Annotated in this window: 10 protein-coding genes and 1 other RNA gene; 2 read left to right on the top strand and 9 right to left on the bottom strand. The window is 59.9% G+C overall.

Annotated elements, in window-relative coordinates:
- Position 1: 1 nt before the first annotated feature.
- Both AC3RLQ_RS25840 and AC3RLQ_RS25835 read right to left on the bottom strand, forming a co-directional pair.
- Positions 2 to 1,033: a PfkB family carbohydrate kinase gene (locus tag AC3RLQ_RS25840; RefSeq protein ID WP_493031554.1), complete on the bottom strand. Its 1,032-nt coding sequence runs from the start codon at positions 1,031 to 1,033 to the stop codon at positions 2 to 4.
- On the bottom strand, positions 1,030 to 1,689 hold the full coding sequence (locus AC3RLQ_RS25835; RefSeq protein ID WP_493031553.1) for a bifunctional 4-hydroxy-2-oxoglutarate aldolase/2-dehydro-3-deoxy-phosphogluconate aldolase: 660 nt from the start codon (positions 1,687 to 1,689) through the stop codon (positions 1,030 to 1,032). The genes AC3RLQ_RS25840 and AC3RLQ_RS25835 overlap by 4 nt, the downstream gene beginning before the upstream one ends.
- A 132-nt stretch (positions 1,690 to 1,821) precedes the next feature.
- Between AC3RLQ_RS25835 and AC3RLQ_RS25830 the strand changes: the two genes are divergently transcribed.
- Positions 1,822 to 3,126 (top strand): ATP-dependent 6-phosphofructokinase, encoded by a 1,305-nt coding sequence (locus AC3RLQ_RS25830; RefSeq protein WP_422321538.1) that lies wholly within the window; start codon positions 1,822 to 1,824, stop codon positions 3,124 to 3,126.
- Here the strand turns inward: AC3RLQ_RS25830 and AC3RLQ_RS25825 are convergent, their stop codons facing one another.
- Both AC3RLQ_RS25825 and AC3RLQ_RS25820 read right to left on the bottom strand, forming a co-directional pair.
- Complete coding sequence (locus AC3RLQ_RS25825; protein WP_493031552.1) at positions 3,127 to 5,457, bottom strand: sialidase family protein; 2,331 nt, start codon at positions 5,455 to 5,457, stop codon at positions 3,127 to 3,129. It lies immediately after the preceding gene.
- 87 nt (positions 5,458 to 5,544) lie between these two features.
- The gene (locus AC3RLQ_RS25820) at positions 5,545 to 6,660 is read right to left on the bottom strand and encodes a purple acid phosphatase family protein (RefSeq protein ID WP_493031551.1); all 1,116 of its coding nucleotides are present in this window, start codon (positions 6,658 to 6,660) and stop codon (positions 5,545 to 5,547) included.
- 140 nt (positions 6,661 to 6,800) lie between these two features.
- Between AC3RLQ_RS25820 and ssrS the strand changes: the two genes are divergently transcribed.
- A non-coding RNA gene (gene ssrS / locus AC3RLQ_RS25815) (6S RNA) lies at positions 6,801 to 6,982 on the top strand.
- Between the two features lie 41 nt (positions 6,983 to 7,023).
- Here the strand turns inward: ssrS and AC3RLQ_RS25810 are convergent.
- From AC3RLQ_RS25810 to AC3RLQ_RS25790, 5 genes are all read right to left on the bottom strand, one after another.
- Positions 7,024 to 7,917: a polysaccharide deacetylase family protein gene (locus AC3RLQ_RS25810; protein ID WP_493031550.1), complete on the bottom strand. Its 894-nt coding sequence runs from the start codon at positions 7,915 to 7,917 to the stop codon at positions 7,024 to 7,026.
- Positions 7,918 to 8,022: 105 nt separating this feature from the next.
- Positions 8,023 to 8,727 carry a pseudouridine synthase gene (locus tag AC3RLQ_RS25805; protein ID WP_493031549.1) on the bottom strand — a complete coding sequence of 235 codons (705 nt, stop codon included), beginning with the start codon at positions 8,725 to 8,727 and terminating at the stop codon, positions 8,023 to 8,025.
- Positions 8,728 to 8,760: 33 nt separating this feature from the next.
- Complete coding sequence (locus AC3RLQ_RS25800; protein ID WP_422321533.1) at positions 8,761 to 9,090, bottom strand: hypothetical protein; 330 nt, start codon at positions 9,088 to 9,090, stop codon at positions 8,761 to 8,763.
- A 21-nt stretch (positions 9,091 to 9,111) separates the two neighbouring features.
- Positions 9,112 to 10,602: an Hsp70 family protein gene (locus tag AC3RLQ_RS25795; RefSeq protein WP_493031548.1), complete on the bottom strand. Its 1,491-nt coding sequence runs from the start codon at positions 10,600 to 10,602 to the stop codon at positions 9,112 to 9,114.
- Positions 10,603 to 10,635: 33 nt separating this feature from the next.
- Positions 10,636 to 16,527, bottom strand: coding sequence for an FHA domain-containing protein (locus AC3RLQ_RS25790; protein WP_493031547.1), 5,892 nt, complete (start codon positions 16,525 to 16,527; stop codon positions 10,636 to 10,638).
- Between the last annotated feature and the right edge of the window lie 80 nt (positions 16,528 to 16,607).

The following is a 16,607-nucleotide window of genomic DNA, read 5'->3' as shown; positions in this document are numbered from 1 at the left end:
ATTAACGGCTGACGCGGCCTCCGCCGTCGCCTTGCATAAGGTTCTCGATTTCGCTGCGGGTGCTGTAGTTGTAGTCGCCTTCGATGGAATGGGCGAGGCAGCCAGCGGCGGTGGCGAAGGATATGGCGACGGCAGGAGGGGAGTTTTGAAGGAAGGAGAAGAGGAGACCGGCGGTGAAAGCATCTCCAGCGCCGAGGCGGTCGATGATCTGGGTGATCGTGTAGCGTGGCGCGGTGTGCAGGGTGTCCGCCGCAGCCTCATAGAGCGCACCGCTGAAGCACTGCGCGGCGGAGGTGCTGCCATCCCGCAGGGTGAAGGCGGCGTGGGTGAGGTTGGGAAACTGGGCGATGATCTGCTTTGCCAAAGTGTGCAGATCGCCGTTGTAATCCATGCCAAGCATGGCGGTGGCATCGCTGATGCCACCGACGAAGACGTCCACGAAAGGCAGGAGCGTTTTCATCGTGCGCGTGGCGAGATCACGGGCTGCGAGCGGCGGGTCCCAGTGCCAGAGCTTGGTGCGGTAGTTCATGTCGCACACGACTTTGATTTTACGCCGTGTGGCTTCCTGCACAGCGGCGAGCGCAACCTCGGAGGCATTGCGTGAGATCGCAGGCGTGATGCCGGAGATCACGAACCACTCGCAGCCGGAGAAGATGGCGTCCCAGTCGTAGGCGTAGGCTGGTGTGATGGCCACGGCGGAGCCATCGCGGTCATAGATGACGTTGCCGCCGCGTTGATTGGCACCATGCTCAAGGAAGTAGGTTCCGAGGCGGCCTTCGTGCGTGCGCAGGATGTGCTTGGTCTCGACTCCCAGGCTGCGCAGATCGGCGATGCACGCATCTGCGATGGCATTTTGGGGCAAGGCGGTGACGAAGGCTGCATCAATGCCGAGGTAGGCCAGCGAAGCGGCGATGCTGGCCTCGGCTCCGGCAAAGCTGGCATTCAGGCTGCCCGGCATGGCCTGCTGAAAACGTGCGAAGCCCGGCGTGGCAAGGCGCAGCATGATTTCGCCGAAAGTGACGACGCGACTCATGGACGGACTTGCTTGACGATGTCCGTGGCCTCACGCGCCAGCGCGGTGATGACATCCCACCCGCCTCTGGCCACAATCTCTTTTGGTGCCAGCCATGAGCCGCCGAGGGCAAGCACCGCGGGTTCGCGCAGATAGTGTGCAGCATTGCCAGCTCCCACGCCCCCCAGGGGAATGAACTGTACGCCGAGATGCATAAACGGCGCCATGATGCTGCGCAGGTAGGCAAGACCACCACTCGGCTCCGAAGGGAAAAATTTCAGCAAACGGCATCCGGCTTCGATGGCGATCTCAATGTCTGTGGGCGTGCATACACCGGGCGCGAACGGCAGGCCGATGCGAATCGCCTCGGCAACGACGCGTGGATTCATACCGGGAGCCACGCCGAAGCTTGCACCAGCCTCCTTGGCCTCGTTTGCCTGCTTCGGTGTGAGGATGGTGCCCACGCCGACGGTCATCTCCGGCACTTCGGCGCGGATGCGCCGCAGGGATTCGAGCGCCGCATCGGTGCGAAGGGTGAGCTCGATGCCATTAACCCCACCTGCCAGTAAAGCACGCGCCAGCGGCACGGCATCCTCCACACGGTCGATCATCAAAACGGCAATCACGCCGGTCTGGCGGAGTTGAAGGCGCAAGTTGTCGGGAAAAGCGGTACTCATGGCTGGAAGCAGGAGGGGATGCGTGTTTTTGCAACTGACATGTACAGTTAGCGGAAGGTCAATTGTGGCTGGCAGGTGCCACGAGGAGAGGGAGAATGGCACTTCTCCTGCTTTACACTTCACCAACCTGCCATGACCCCAGCCCCTTCCGACACGAGCATCCCCACGCTCGGCCCCTGTTTGATTCATTCGCCCCTGCACCGAATCGGCGGAGTGGAGGCCCCCTACAAAACGGATGCGGTGGACCGCATTTTGTACCACAGCCATCTGCTGGAAGACGGACGTGATGTGTCAAAGCCGAGCTACGAAGAGGCGGGGCCACGGGAGATGATCTACTTTGACCCGGCCAAGACCACGGTCGGCATCGTGACCTGCGGCGGTCTCTGCCCGGGCTTAAACGACATCATCCGCGGCATCGTGAACCGCTGCCATCAGCAGTACGGCGTCGCACGGGTGTATGGCTTCCGCTACGGTTATGAAGGGCTGGTGCAGCGTTTCGGCCACACACCGCTGCTACTGAAACCTTCGTCCGTGGAGCAGGCACACCACTTCGGCGGCACCCTGCTGGGCAGTTCGCGCGGCAAGCAGGACATTGGCGAGATGGTGGACACGCTGGAGGACATGAAGGTCGATATTCTTTTCGTGATCGGCGGTGATGGCACGCTGCGTGGTGCGGCGCAGATTGTGAAGGAAATCGAACGCCGTGGATTGAAAAAGGCGGTCGTCGGGATTCCCAAAACCATCGACAATGACATCAGCTTTCTAGACAAGAGCTTCGGCTTTGAAACCGCCTTCGATGCCGCGGTGCAGGCGGTGAAGTGCGCCTATGTCGAGGCCACCGGCGCGGTGAATGGTGTCGGCTTGGTCAAGCTCATGGGGCGTGATTCCGGCTTCATCGCGTGCTATGCCGCGCTGGCGGGCAGCAACGTGGATTTTGTGCTGATACCCGAGGTTCATTTTGAACTGGACGGCGACGGCGGCTTTCTGGAGTTTTTGCGCCAGCGGCTGATCAAGCGCGGCAGCGCTGTGATCGTGGTGGCAGAGGGTGCGGGGCAGCACCTCATGCAAACCGGCGATGACACCGATGCGAGCGGCAATAAGCGCTATGGCGACATCGGCCCCTTTTTGAAGGATCGCATCAATGCCTTCTTCAAAGAGCGCAAGACCGAGGTGAATCTGAAATACATCGATCCGAGCTACATCGTGCGCAGTGTCCCAGCCAACGCTCAGGACAACGTGTACTGCTCACGCCTGGCCCAGAACGCGGTGCATGCCGCCATGGCCGGCAAGACCAACATGCTGGTGGGCCGCTGGCACAATTCCTTCGTGCATCTGCCGCTGGAACTCGTCATCCATGGCCGCCGCAAGGTGGATCCCACGCAGGAGCTCTGGCATAGCGTGCTCGAATGCACCGGACAGCCGATGGTGATGAAGTGATTACTTCACCGGCGGCAGCTTGGCGCTGTAATGCACGGCGCGGTGGCGGTTGTCATCAAAGGCAAAGTGGAGCCACTGGCCGTCTTTGCTGACGAAGCCATCAGGATAGTTCATGCGGCCTTTGGGGCCATCGACAGATTCCTGCTGGAGGACGCGCTGGTAGGGCCAGGTCTTCATACCGTCAAAGCTGATCCACAAGGCCATGGGGCTGCGGTGCTTGCTGTTGGGATTGTGCAGGATGGCCACGCGATCCCCGCCGAGATTGTAGAGCGTGGTTTTGCTACCGGGATTGGGGATCTGGGTGATGGAGGCAAACTCGGGCCAGGTCTTGCCGCCGTCTTTGCTTTCCGCTTTGTAGAGCATGCCGCCGAGACCGTCGGCACGGATGACCATGGTGATGCGGCCATCGGGATGCTCGAAGAGATCGTTTTCGGCCCAACCGAAGTAGCGGCTGTTGGGGGTGAGGCGAATGTTGCCATGTTCGGACCAAGTTTTGCCACCATCGCTGCTGATGAGGACGCCGTTGCGCGGATTGGTGAAGTCGCGATCGAGAGGCGCACGATCCTGCTGGTCGTCAGGGCCGATGTAGTGCTGAAAGGGAGCCATGATGCGGCCGTCTTTGCAGACAATGTGCTTGCGGATGAAGGTGCGCTCTTTGAGACGACCGGGGACTTCAACGGGCTTGCTCCAGGTCTTGAATGAGTCGTCGCTGGTGAGATACCAGGAGCGCCAGTCATTGGCCCAGTGCTTGGAGTGCGTGGAGAAGAAAAGCGTGCTGCGCTGACCGAGGATCATGAGCTCCGTGGGGCCCTGGCCGATGGTTTTGCCTTCACGCGGGAAGCCGACATCGAAACGCTCCAGCGGTGTCCAGGTTTTTCCCAGATCGGTGCTGCGGGTGACGCCGGTGTAGTTCAGCGGGCTGGGTTCGGTGTCGCCACCGGCGAGGATGAAGAGGATCCATGAGCCGTCGGGAAGCTCACGCAGCGTGGTATCACATACCATTTTGTTGGGTGTGATACCGTCATACGGGATGCTCTTGAAGTCCCGCTTTGCATCCTCGATGGCCTGCGCGGCCCAGGTGGGATCCGGGGTGATGGATTTCGGCAGCTTGGGTGCGTGCGCTTTGTTGACGACGGTCTTGCCGACGGTGGCGCGGCGTTTGATCTCCTCGGGGTCCATCGTGAGTTTGCCGATCTCCGCCTGCTTCTGCATGGCCTCCTCCGTGAACTTCACATGCAGGATCTCGGCATCGGTGTGGCGGTTCCAGTCATAGAGGATGTGGATGTCGCCATTCGGTGCCTGGAAGCCATCGGGGTAGGAGACTTCGGCGCGATCATCGATGAGGAAGCCTTTGCCCCAGGTCCTGCCATCATCGTCGGAGAGGAAAGCTTTCAAGTTGGAGCGGCGTGGCAGGCGCACATTGATGGGGCCGTTCTTCACCAGGATGAGGTTGCCCGAAGCGAGGCGGCGGATGAAGAAGCGGGCGCTGGGGTTTTGAATCGCAGAGGGCTGGGGCGCGCTCCACGTCGCGCCTTTGTCTGCGGAGGTGCTTTCGCTGATGCCATCCTTGGTGCGGGCGAGCATCCAGAGGCTGCCGTCCTTGCGCTCGACGATCATGTGTTCATCGAAGTCGGTGCGTGGAAAGGCCACGCCGCCGCGGCGGGTCCAGGTCTTGCCCTGATCGGTGCTGGCGAAGACATTTGCCATGCGGATCACATCGAGATCTTTGTGTGCTTCCTTGTCCACACCGGGGCCGTGCATGCGGTCACGGGTCCAGAGTGAGACGGGCAGGAGCCAGTCGCCATTGCTCAGCACGGTGGGTTTGTTCAGGGTGCAGCCATCGGCGAAGCGCACGGGGGCGGTCCATTTCGGCTCTGCGGCATCGGGATCATCGCAGCGGATGTACCAGTCGCCGCAGCGGCCATCAAAGTAGCCGAGGCTTTGATCGAAGAAGCACCAGAGGCGGCCGAGGGGATCGGTCCACAGATTGCCGACGAGGGCGCGGCGCTCATACTTCACGCCATTGAGTTCGCCGTCTTGAGGATCGATCACGACGCGCGGCTTGGACCAGGATTTGCCATCGTCCTCACTCGTCGCGAGCATGAAGAAGCCATTCGGCGAATCACCGTTGCCGACCCATGCGGCCCAGAGGCGGCCTTTCGGCGTGCGATCGATGCCGATGATCATGTTTCCCGGCCGCTTGTCTGCGTCATACTCGGGTCCGGGCTGCGTGTTAACCACGGGCGGTTCGAGAGCGAGATCGAGCAGGGCCTTGTTCTGGGCGACGGCATGCACAGCGAACAGAGAGAGAAGCAGGAGTGTGTGTTTCATGGTTGGATGTGGAAGAAGAACGCTGCCGGACATCGCATTCACGGCTCATCCGGGCAAATCCGGGTGTTATGTTAACACCGCGATGTGCTACCTCGCCGGATAGCTTTGCTGATCCAGCACCTGCCCTGCCAGACTCTTGATTTCGACCTTCATCGGTGACTTCGGTTTGAAGGTGAGCAGGATGTAGCTGTGCTCGCTGGCGAAGAAGGCGGACTTCGGATCGGGGTAGCGATCTCCATCGCCTTTGAGCGCGGTGTTGTAATAGGGGAAGCCATCCACCATGGCTCGTTCCGCGAAATAGCCAAAGCCGGTGATGACGGCAGAGCCCTGCTGAAACAGCCGGCCCCACTGGCCTTTCAACTGGCCGCGCATGGTGGCGTTGCGTTCGTTTTGGATGCTGATCGTGTGGCCTGCGTGCGGCGGCTGCATCTGCTGGCGATACCAGGCGAGTTGTTCAGATGCGGCGTCAAAGGGATGCCCCGTCTGCCAAGTGGTGCCCATGTCCTGGATGTGCTCGAGGTCGAGCGCGATGAAGCGTGTGTCGAATTCAGGAAACGCGAGTGTCCAGTTCCATTCATTGCCGGGCAGCGCGAAGAATTCACGATAGGCCGCCGCGTCCACATCATACACAGCTTCGGGAGGCGGTTTGGGGCCACGCGAACGGATCTCACGATCGTGATTGCCGAGCACTGGCATGAAGGGCGTGGTGTGAAACAACTCGGGCTGCGAGTCGATCAGCGCGCTGAAAGCCTTCGTTCCTTCGCGGCCTTTTTGATGCAGGCTGCCGACATTGTCGCCTGCGGTCATCAGCACATGCGCGTCATCTTTGACCAAGGCGGCGAGATCCGGCTGAGCAAAACCCCAGTCCCCCACCACGGCGATGCGCAGTTCTTTAGCGGGCATGCCTTTGAATGTGTGAACCACGGATGTCTCAGCGCCTGAGCGCACCTGGTAATGATACGTCACGTCTTTCTCGGGAATCGGAATCTCGATGTGATGCAGGGTGACCTGCTCTGCTTTGGCCACCTTGCCGGCCAGTGCGGCGCTGGTCCCAAAGGACACCTCCGAGTCTCCGGGCTGCGCGGTCTCCCAGTTCACCGTGATGTGAGTCGGCACATCGCGCTGAAAGCTCAGCCAGATGCGCTGGATGGTGGCTGCTTCGGTGGTGGAGCAAAGCAGGAGAAAAAGGAAAAACCGCGTCATGAATGTAGGAGGAAACAAACGCATGCCATGCATGGATTTCTCCAAAGAAGACAAGCGACACCGTCCTTGATCATGGGCTCATCTCAGGATACCCTTTGCCCATCCTGGTCCGGCATTTTGCTGCGACCTGCTCTTTGAAAAATTTCCTGCGGTGTTCGTTTTCGAGCTTTGTGGCCCGGCCCGATTCATCAACTGCGGGGGCTACGCGCTGAAGTGACATGTCATGCCTTCACTGGAAGACAGAGCTTCATCACGCGGGTTCCCACCTGGTCTCATGGGATACGTGAGCCCTTTGTATTCGGACGGCACAGGCGGGTCTGAAAGCGTCCCGGCTCCGCCCGGGGCGCTTTCTTTTTTTCAGCATCAAGCCTTCGGCTTCTTCTCAGGCAGCGGCTTGGGATCTTTGTCGCCGATGGGTTCGGCAGGACGAATGATCACGCCAACGGGCATCGAGGCCTTCTCCATGTTCAGAAGCTGGCTCACGGTGACGAATTGATAACCCTTGGCCAGCAGCTGGTCAAACATCGCCGGCATGGCGGCGATGGTGGGCGGATGGATGTCATGTGAGAGCATGATGGCACCCGGATGCGCACCATTGACGAGGCGGCTGGTCACAGCGGCCACACCCGGACGGCGCCAGTCCTGCGGATCGACCGACCACATGATGGTGGAGTAGCCAAACTCGGTGAACATCAGGTTTTTGATGCGGGTATTGATGGCTCCGTAAGGCGGACGCACCAGATGCGGACGCACCCCGGCCACTTCAAAAACGGCGTCTTCGGACTTTTTCAGCTCACTGCGGATCTGCTCATCCGAGCGACTGGTGAGGCTGCAGTGCGTCCAAGTATGATTGCCAATCTCATGGCCTTCTTCGATGATGCGGCGCACGATGGCGGGATACATTTTTACCTGCGCGCCAATGAGGAAGAACGTACACTTGATGTTCCGCTCCTTGAGGATGTCGAGCAGTTTTGGGGTCAGGCTCGGATGCGGGCCGTCATCAAAGGTCATCGCGAGCGTCTTCTGCTCGATTTTGACGGAGGAGTAAGAGAGGCGCACGCCCGCAGGCGGCACCACGGGCATGGTGGAAGGATTGTTCAGCCGCTTCACCAGCGGGTTTTCCTTTGGCTTCTCTTCAGCGAGCGGCAGCGCTTTGCGCGCCTCTTCAATGGCGAGTTTGTCCGGCTTTGCAGCCTTTTGTGTTGTACAGCCCGACTGGCCTGCCAACATGATGCCAAACCAAATGCTAAGATACATGCGTGGGGGGATCACAAGGGGTAGAGATTAAGGGGTGAAATTCATCTGCGAAAGCTGGATTTTTTGAAAAACAAACAACCACCAGAAATCTGACTGCGACCGGGGTTAATCATCACCGGCTGCCGTCAGAACCTCCTTCGGAGTCAGCGCCCGCCATGCTCCCGGCGGGAGATCAGTGGGCAGGGTCAAGGCACCAATGCTCTCGCGATGCAGGTTGATGACACGATTGCCGACACGGTGGAACATGCGTTTCACCTGATGATAGCGCCCTTCGTGCAGTGTCAGCCGGGCTTGGTTCCCGCCTAAGAGGACGAGTTCCGCCGGCAGTGTCGTGATGTCCTCGGTGTGGAAGTAAAAGCCGCGTGCGAAGGCTTCCACGGCATCCGGGGCTATGGGATCGAGAGTTTCGACGAGGTAAACCTTCGGCACCTTTTCCTCGGCTGTCATCAGTCGTTTGGACCAACGGCCATCGTTTGTCAGCAGGACCAAGCCCGAGGTGCTGCGATCCAGCCGTCCGGCGATGTGCAGCGTGTGTTTGTCGGGATCGTCGATCAAATCGATCACGGTGGGGTGCTGGTCATCCTTCGTGGCGCTGAGAATGCCCACCGGCTTGTGCAGCATGAGATACAGCGCCCTTTCTGACTCCTGAACGATGGCATCATCCAGCTCCACCAAGGTGAAGCGATCGACGGGATGGTGGCCGTCCGTCACACACACTCCATCCACCCGCACGCGCCGTGCGGCGATGGCAAGATGGGCGGCCTGTCGCCCCATGGCCTCATACCCGGCGATGAGTCGGTCCAGTTTCATGCCGTCACTGCTTCCAGGCCGTGAAAGGCAGAATCAAATCTCGCCAAAGTGCTTCTCACGCATCTGCACGATGGCATCCAGCATCTGGTCCGCTTCGCCGCGCAGTTTGGCATCCAAGCTGGATGCGCTGCGGTTGTAGCGACGAAACAGCATCTTCAGCTGGGCCTTGATTTCGTCCTTGGGCATCTTGGGCGTGATGCCGCAGAGTTCTTCGGGACTTTTGGAGGGTTCCACCTTGGCGGCTACGGGAGCCGCTTTGTTGACCTTGTCGAGCAGGCTGCCCTCCTTGGCGGTGGATTTGGGTTCAGCGGCGGGCTTGGAGCCACCGAGAGATTTGGAAAGCGATTTGAGGATCTTGAACATGATGTTGGTTCCTTCAGTTGTTTACTCAATACGCATGGCGCGAAGATGCTGGCTGCGGCGCTTCAATTCTTCCTCAGAGAGCACGCCTGCGCCCTTGTAGGTCACGGCGACTTCCTTGCTGCGGCCGGACTGCTTGTCCACCACCAGGGCGCGCACGCGCTGATTTTCATCGTAGCTGAAGGTCACGGCCACTTCGCAGCCTTTCGGGCGGTTCGGCGGCACGTCCAGAGTGAGGCGGCCGATGACATCGACGAACTTCGCGTCTTCGTCCTCGCCCTGGGTGATGTCCACTTCGATGACGCGCTCGTTGTCCTCGGAGGTCTGATACACCTGGGTGCGTGAGCAGGGGATCGGCGTGTTCTTGGGAATCACGATGGAGTTCATCAGCTTTTCCTCCTTCGTCTTCGCATTGTAAACCATGGCCAGCGTGCCGTAGCTCGCATTGCAGACTTCCTGGATGCGGGCCGATTTTTTGGCGAACAAGGCCGCGCCAAGCGCCACGCACTCATCCACGTTGCCGCAGGATTTGGGTGTCTTGCCGAACATCTTTTCCAGCATGGATTTCACCTTCGGGATGCGCGTTGAGCCGCCAACTAGCACCACGTGGTCGATGTCGGAGGTCTTCAGCTTCGCGGAATCCAGCGCCTGCTCCACCAGGAACACCGTGCGGGTGAGCATGTGGCGGATCAGCTTTTCAAAATGATCGCGACTCAGGTCAATGCGGGCGATGCCGCTGTTCTGGTCGTTGGCCACAGTGTCGTTCACGCGCTGGAGCTTCGAGAGCATCTTTTTCGCGTCTTCCGTGGCCTGCAGCACACGGCGGCGGTGACGTTCGTCGCTGTAGAGCGCCGCGCCGGTCTGCTTCTTGTACTGCTCGGCGTAGGCTTCGAGCAGGATGTCGTCAAAGTTGCTGCCGCCGAGATGGCGCGCGCCCTCGGAGGTGAGGATCTTGATGTTGTCGCCTTCGACATCGAGGATCGTCGTGTCCAGCGTGCCGCCACCAAGGTCAAACACCAGGATGCGACCCTTAACGCCCTGGGAGTGGGCGTAGTAAACCGCCGCCGCCGTCGGCTCGTTCACCAGACGCTTCACCTTCATGCCTGCCATTTCAGCGGCGGCGATGGTGCTCTTGCGGGCCAGTTCGTTGAAGTTTGCCGGCACGGTGATGACGACCTCGTTGATGTCACCGCAAATCTTGGAACAGTCACGCTTCAGCTTGGAAAGGATCAGCGCGGAAATTTCCGCCGGCGTCCATTTCTTGCCATCGATCTCCACGAGATGCTCCGGGTCGTCCATGTAGCGTTTGATCTGGAAGATGGTGCGGTCGGGTTCACCACCGTCACGTGCGGCGCTGCCCACGAGCTTCACGTCCTCATGCGAATCGAAGAACACCACGGAGTGCGTCAGTCGCTCGCCGTCAGCGTTGGGCACGATTTCTGGGTTGCCATCAGGTTTCAGGTAGGCCAGCCCCGAGAGGGTGGTGCCAAGGTCGATTCCAACGTATTCAGCCATAACAATGTGTGTGAGAAAATTTTCCGGAGGGGGCTACTGGCTGGAGGTCCGGACCTCCACTTTGCGCAGGATAATCTCGTGTCCCTCCCCACGCGAGAAGATAAAGCCGGAGCGGCAGCTTTCGGTGACCCGGGGTTTGGACTTGCCTGGGAGCGAATCCACGACGGCAATGCGTTTGCGCAGCTCAATGTCGACTTCGGTGCCATTTGGCACGTCAAATTCGGTCACCCCGTGCTGATGCAAAATATCCTCGAATGAGGCGCGAAGGGTGATGAGCTGCTGCGGTACGTCGCTGCCGTTTGTCCCGGCGTAGCGGGCCACCAGAGCGTCAATGAGGTCGATGCGCTTGATGATGTCGTTGGCAAACATGACCACCGTGCTCTCCTCCGTGGGCAGGCCGCGGCGCATGATCTCGTGTTTCTCTTCCAGCTCGACGAGCTGGCCGCGCAGGCGTTTTTCGATGTCCTGCCAGTGCTTGAGCTGGGCCTCAGCTTGGGCAAATTCCTGCTTTTTGCCTTCGAGCCGGACCAGCTCGGCCTTGGTTTCGTCGATCTGCCCCAAGGCTCGCTGCTGCGTGGCGCCCAGGTCGGTGATGCGTTTTTCCAGCTCGGCGATGCGCTTCTTCTGCTCCAGTTCGTAATTTTGCAGAGCCGCAGCCTGCTTCTGAATGTCGGCGCTGAATTTCTTGAATTCGGCATCGGCAGCCTCGCGATCCTTTCGCACCTGCTCGGCACGTGCGGCTTCACGGTTCAGAGCCTCCTGTGCAGCGTTCAGTTTGATCTGGATGGCCAGATCTTCCTCCGAGGCCTTGCGCAGAGATTTGTTGATCTCCGTCTGCCGTGATTCCAGCCCTGCCAGCGCCTGGCCAAGGCCGAGAATTTTGCCACCGACATTGATGAATTCGCCCAACTCGTTCTTCCGCGCCTCGATCTTGGTGTGCAGTTCCTTGTGGGTCATGTCCACCTCAGCGAGTTCCGACTTCTGCGTCTCGATGACTTTGAGCAGGCGTTCCTCGTCGGCTTTGAGGTTCTGCACGCGGTCAAGGCGCTGCCGCAGTTCGCCCTCGATCGCGGCGGCGTCTTTCTTCGCTGCATCCGCCTTCAGTTTGGCGTCTTTGACCTCTTTTTCCAGTTCACTGAGCTGAGCCTCGGCCGCACGGAACTGTTCCTGAGCCGCCTTCAGACGTGCGGACTCCTTGTCCACCTCCGCCTGGGCTTTCATCACGCGTTCTTCCCGAACTTTGTGCGCCTCTTCCAGCTGGGTGACCTGCTGCTGCAGTTCAGCCAGCTTCTTGTTCTGGCCGTCGGTGGTGACGTTCAGGCGGGTGACAAACTGCGAAGCCTCCTCGCGTTCCTTCGTCACCGTGACCAGCTGCGCTTGAATGCCCGCCAGCTCGGTGGTCAGCGCAGGAATCTGTTTCCGCAGGTTCCTTTCCTCCGCACGCGCCTTATCGGCAGCGGCTTCGGCTTCGATGCGCTTGTGTTCGGCCGCCTGCTGCGCGGCAACGGCTTTGTCCGTGCGTTTTTCAGCCTCCAAAGCTTTGGTCTCACTGGTTTTGACGGCCTTGGTCAGCTCCACAAGCTTCGCATTCTCGGTCTTCAGGGACGCATCAAGCGTGGCGCACTCCTTCTTCAGCCTGTCCTGATTGCGGGAAAGTTCCACCAGCACCTTTTCCTCTGCCTGCCGCTGCGCTTCGGTCTCTCTGAGAGTCTTGGTGGCCGTGACGAGGCGTGCATCCACCTCCGCCAGTTCGGCCAGCCGCTTTTCAGCAATGACAATACGCTCTTCCACGCCCTTGAGGCGCGTTTCTGCTGCGTTCGCCTCCGCGAGTTTGGCCTTGGTCTCGGCTTCGAGATTGCTGCGCTTGTCGCTCAGAATTTTGTCGAGATTGACCGATTCGACTCGCAGAGCTTCGACGGCTGTCTCGGAGGCCAGGCGCTGAGCCAGCGATTCCTTCAGCGTCGCCGCAGCGGCGTCACGGTCCTTGATCAAGCCCGCGAGCTCGGCCTTCAGATTATCCGCTTCGGCACGGGTTTGCGTCACATTGCCCCGCAGATCTGGCAGCACCGATTCAAGCTCGGCGCGCTCCTTGGTCAGACGCTGTGTTTCAGCCAGCAGCTTGTCACGCTCCTGCGTGGCAGCGGTGATGGCGCTGTTCAGTTCGGCGTTCTGCTTGTTTGCGGCAGCCAGCTCCTTCAAACGATCATCGAGACCTGCAGTCTGCTGCGTGAGTTCGGCCACACGAGCTTCCGCCCCGGCGATTTCCTTCTGCCGCGCGGTCAAGCGGTCCTGCAGATTCTGGTGGTCAGACTCGGCGGCGGAGAGTTTCTGCTGCGTGCTGGCGTGAGTCGTCGTGAGCGTGGCGATGACGGCCTCCAAGCCGCTGATTTTTTCCACCAGCAAGAGCTGCTGCTGCGAACTTTTCTCGGCAGCTGCTGCTGCGGTGGCGGCGTCTTTCTTCTTTTCAATCGCAGCGGCAACCGACTGCTCAAGATCCGTTTTGGCCAGGGCCAGCTGTTCCGTGACCTTTTTGTGCTCGGCCTGCAAGGTTTTGAACTGCTGATCAGCGGTGGCGGCGAGTTCTTCGAGATTTTTGGTGCGCTGCTCGGCGGCGGCGAGGGAGGCCTCGCGCTCCTTGAGCTCGGTTTCAGCCACCCTCACCTGCTCGCGCAGCCTGCCCATGGCCTGAGAGAGTTCAGTCTGCTGCTCCTCGATGAGATGCACCTCTTTTTCCAGTGCCTCGCGGCGCTGGGTGAGTGTTTGTGTCAGCAGTGTTTGCGCACGGCCGTGCTCGGTGGCGGAGAGTAGCTCGCGAGTGCGTTCATCCCGGTCTTTCACCAAAGCGGCCACTGCAGCCAGGACCTCGGCTTTATGCGATTCAACGGCCTTCAGCGCGTCGGTTGCGTCTTTGAGTTTCGAATCGGTGGAGGATAGGTCATCCAGCTTGTTGGTGAGATCTGCGGCCTTGTCTTCAAGTTCTTTCACCTGGGCCTGCACTTCGGCAAGACGCGTCCCACGCTCTGCGATCTGGGCTTCGAGGTCCGCCTGGCGCTTCTCAGCCTCCAACCGTTCGGCCTCGTCCAGCTTGCGCGTGTCCTTGGCCTGCCGGTCAATATCAGCGAGTTTCGCCAGGGCTTCCTTTTCCTGAGTGACGAAAGAGGTTTCAGCCTCCGACTTCTGCGTGTGCAGCGCCGCAAGCTGCTGCTCGGCTGCGACGTGCTGCTGCTCCAACTCGGTCAGCTCGGCACGCAGGGCCTTCATGCGCTGCTCGGCGGTGCTCGCATCGGCCTCATGGGACTGCTGCCTGCCAAGCAGGGCGGCAATGGCGGCATCAAGCGCGCCGCGCTGGTTTTCCATCTGGCCCAAGGTCTGCGTCAGGGCATTGAGGCGTTCTTCGTTGCCGCGCAATTCGCCAACGCGTGCAGTGATGGCCTTTTCCTCGCCACCCAGCTGCGCGATCTGGCTCTGTGCATGCTGCACCTGTTCCTGAGCTTTCGCCAGAGACGCATTGACGGCCTCGATTTCGTTCTGCCGGGTCTCCCGCTCGGCATCGAGCTTCGCCAAATCCGCGCGGCGCAGGTCGAGCTGCTTGTCGAGGTCCTGCAAATCAGCGCTGCGTTTCGTGCGCTGTTCGGCTTCGGACTTCTGCGCATCGGCCTGCAAAGCGTTCAGACGCTTCACCTCCGCATCGGCATCGCTGATCTGCTTCTGCAGTCCGGCCAGCTTCTGCGCGGTGGTCGTTTCGTCTGCGGCGAGCTTTGCGACGGCAGCTTCTCGAGCCGTGGCTGCCTCCGTAGCCTTCTTCAACAAATCACTCTGCGTGGTGAAATCACCTTGAGCCTTGGCCAGATCCGCCTGTGTTTTGCTCAGATCGGCGCGCCGTGCGCTGAGCTGCTGGTCAAGCTCCACCAGCTCGGCGCTGCGTTTGGTACGCTGTTCGGCCTCGGATTTCTGCGCATCGGCCTGCAAGGCGGTGAGACGCTTCACTTCCGTATCAGCATCGCTGATCTGCTTTTGCAGCTCCGCAAGCTTCTGCGTCGCGGCGGCTTCATCGGTGGTGAGTTTGGCGACAGCGGCTTCACGCGCTTGCGCATCCTCCGCGGTTTGCTTGAGCGCGCCTTGCTGTGCAGTGAGATCACTTTGTGCTTTCGCCAGATCGGCCAGTGTCTTCTTCAGTTCAGCGCTCTTCGTTTCAAATTGCTGATCGAGCCTCTGCAGTTCTCCATTGCGTTTGATTTGCTGTTCCGCTTCGGACTTATGTGTATCCGCCTGCAAGGAGACGAGGCGCTGCACCACCGCTTCGGCACTGCTGACCTGTTCCTGAAGTTCGCCAAGTTTTTTGGCTTTGGCAGCTTCATCCGTGATGAGTTTGGCAACGGTGGCTTCACGCGCCGACGCCTCCGCCGCGGTCTTTTCCAGAGCATCACTTCGGCTCGCAAGATCCCCCTGCACTTTCGCCAGTTCAGTCTGGGTCTTCTCCAGATCGACACGCCGGCCTGCCAGCTGGCTGTCGAGGTCTTGAAGTTCGGCACTGCGTTTTGTGCGTTGCTCGGCCTCTGATTTCTGCGCGTCTGTCTGCAGCGCGGTGAGACGCTTCACCTCGGCATCCGCAGCGGCTGCCTGCTGCTGCAATGCCGCCAGCTTCTGCGTAGTCGCGGCCTCGTCAGCGGCCAGTTTGGCCAGTGTGCTCTCCCGGGATTGGGCTTCTTCGGCGGTTTTGCCCAGCACAGCCTGCTGCGCGGTGAGATTGCCCAGCACCAGGGAGAGATCCGCCTGGGCTTTCGCCAGTTCAGTTGCTTTGGCCGCAAGCTGGGCATCGAGCACCTGAAGTTCTCCGCTGCGCTGCGATTTCAGATCCGCTTCAGATTTTTGCGCTGTGGCAAGAAGCTGGTTAATGGCGGCCACCTTTTCCTTCGCAGCCGCTTCTTCGGCCAGGAGTTTGGCTATCGCAGCTTCACGATCCTTGCGCTGCTTGTCGGCCTCAGCGTGCAAATTCTGCAGGCTCTTCTGCGCCGTGCTCAAGTCCTCCTCGGCTTTGGCAACAAGGACGCGGGTGGATTCGAGCTTGCTCTCGGTGTTGCTCAGATCGCGGCGCTTGATGTCTAGCTTGCCGGCATCCGTCTTCGCGTTCTCCACTTCGGCCCGGGCACCCTGCACCTGGCCGCGCAGTTTTTCGAGCTCGCTTTTGAATCCGGTGATCTCGGCCTGCGTCTGGCTGAGTTCTTTGCGCCGAACCTCGAGCGTGGCATCCAGGGAACGGATCTCATCACGCCGTTTCTGCTCCAAGTCATTATCTGCAGGCACGGAATCGCGCTGCTGGCGGAGTTTTTCGGTCGCGTTACGCGGTTCGACCGCCTGCTTGGAAGGCGCAGGAGGACTGAAAGCAGAAGGCTTGGGAATCAGTGCAGGAGGCGGAGCACTGCCGCCGGGCGGACGCGGGGCATCGGTCTGGGCCCGCTGCACGACCGGCTTGGTGACTTCAATCTTGCCGGTTTCAGGGGTGGATTTTAGCAGGTCATCTTTGTCCCGCGCCGGAATGCTTTCGGTGTCCCCCTTTTTACCGTCCTCACGACTTGGCTGACCTTTGGCGACGGAAACGGATTTGGAACCGCCATCTGATGCCAGCCCCTTGGGTGCCCGCTCACGAAACCGGCTTTCCAGCTGACCGAACATGATGCGATCCCCACCTTTGACGCGAAAACGTTCAACGCGCCTGCCATTGACGAAGGTGCCGTTGGAGGACTTTAGATCGACGATTTCGTAGCTGCCATCCGGCTGGCGGATAAATTCCGCGTGAAAGCTGGAAATGAACGTGTTGTCGATGACAATGTCATTGCTGGCTTCACGTCCGATGGACAGCCGTTCCTCGAGGATGTCGAAGACGAACTCATTTCCATCATTAAGGTTGAAGGCCAGATATGGCATGCCGGACGCGCAGAAAGGACTGAAGGGTCGAGAGAATAAGGGTGGAAAATCAGTGAATCAAACTTAATGAAATCAGTCGA

The organism is Prosthecobacter sp. GW821-HT29F12 (assembly GCF_058803405.1).
This window is presented reverse-complemented; position numbering and strand designations above follow the sequence as displayed.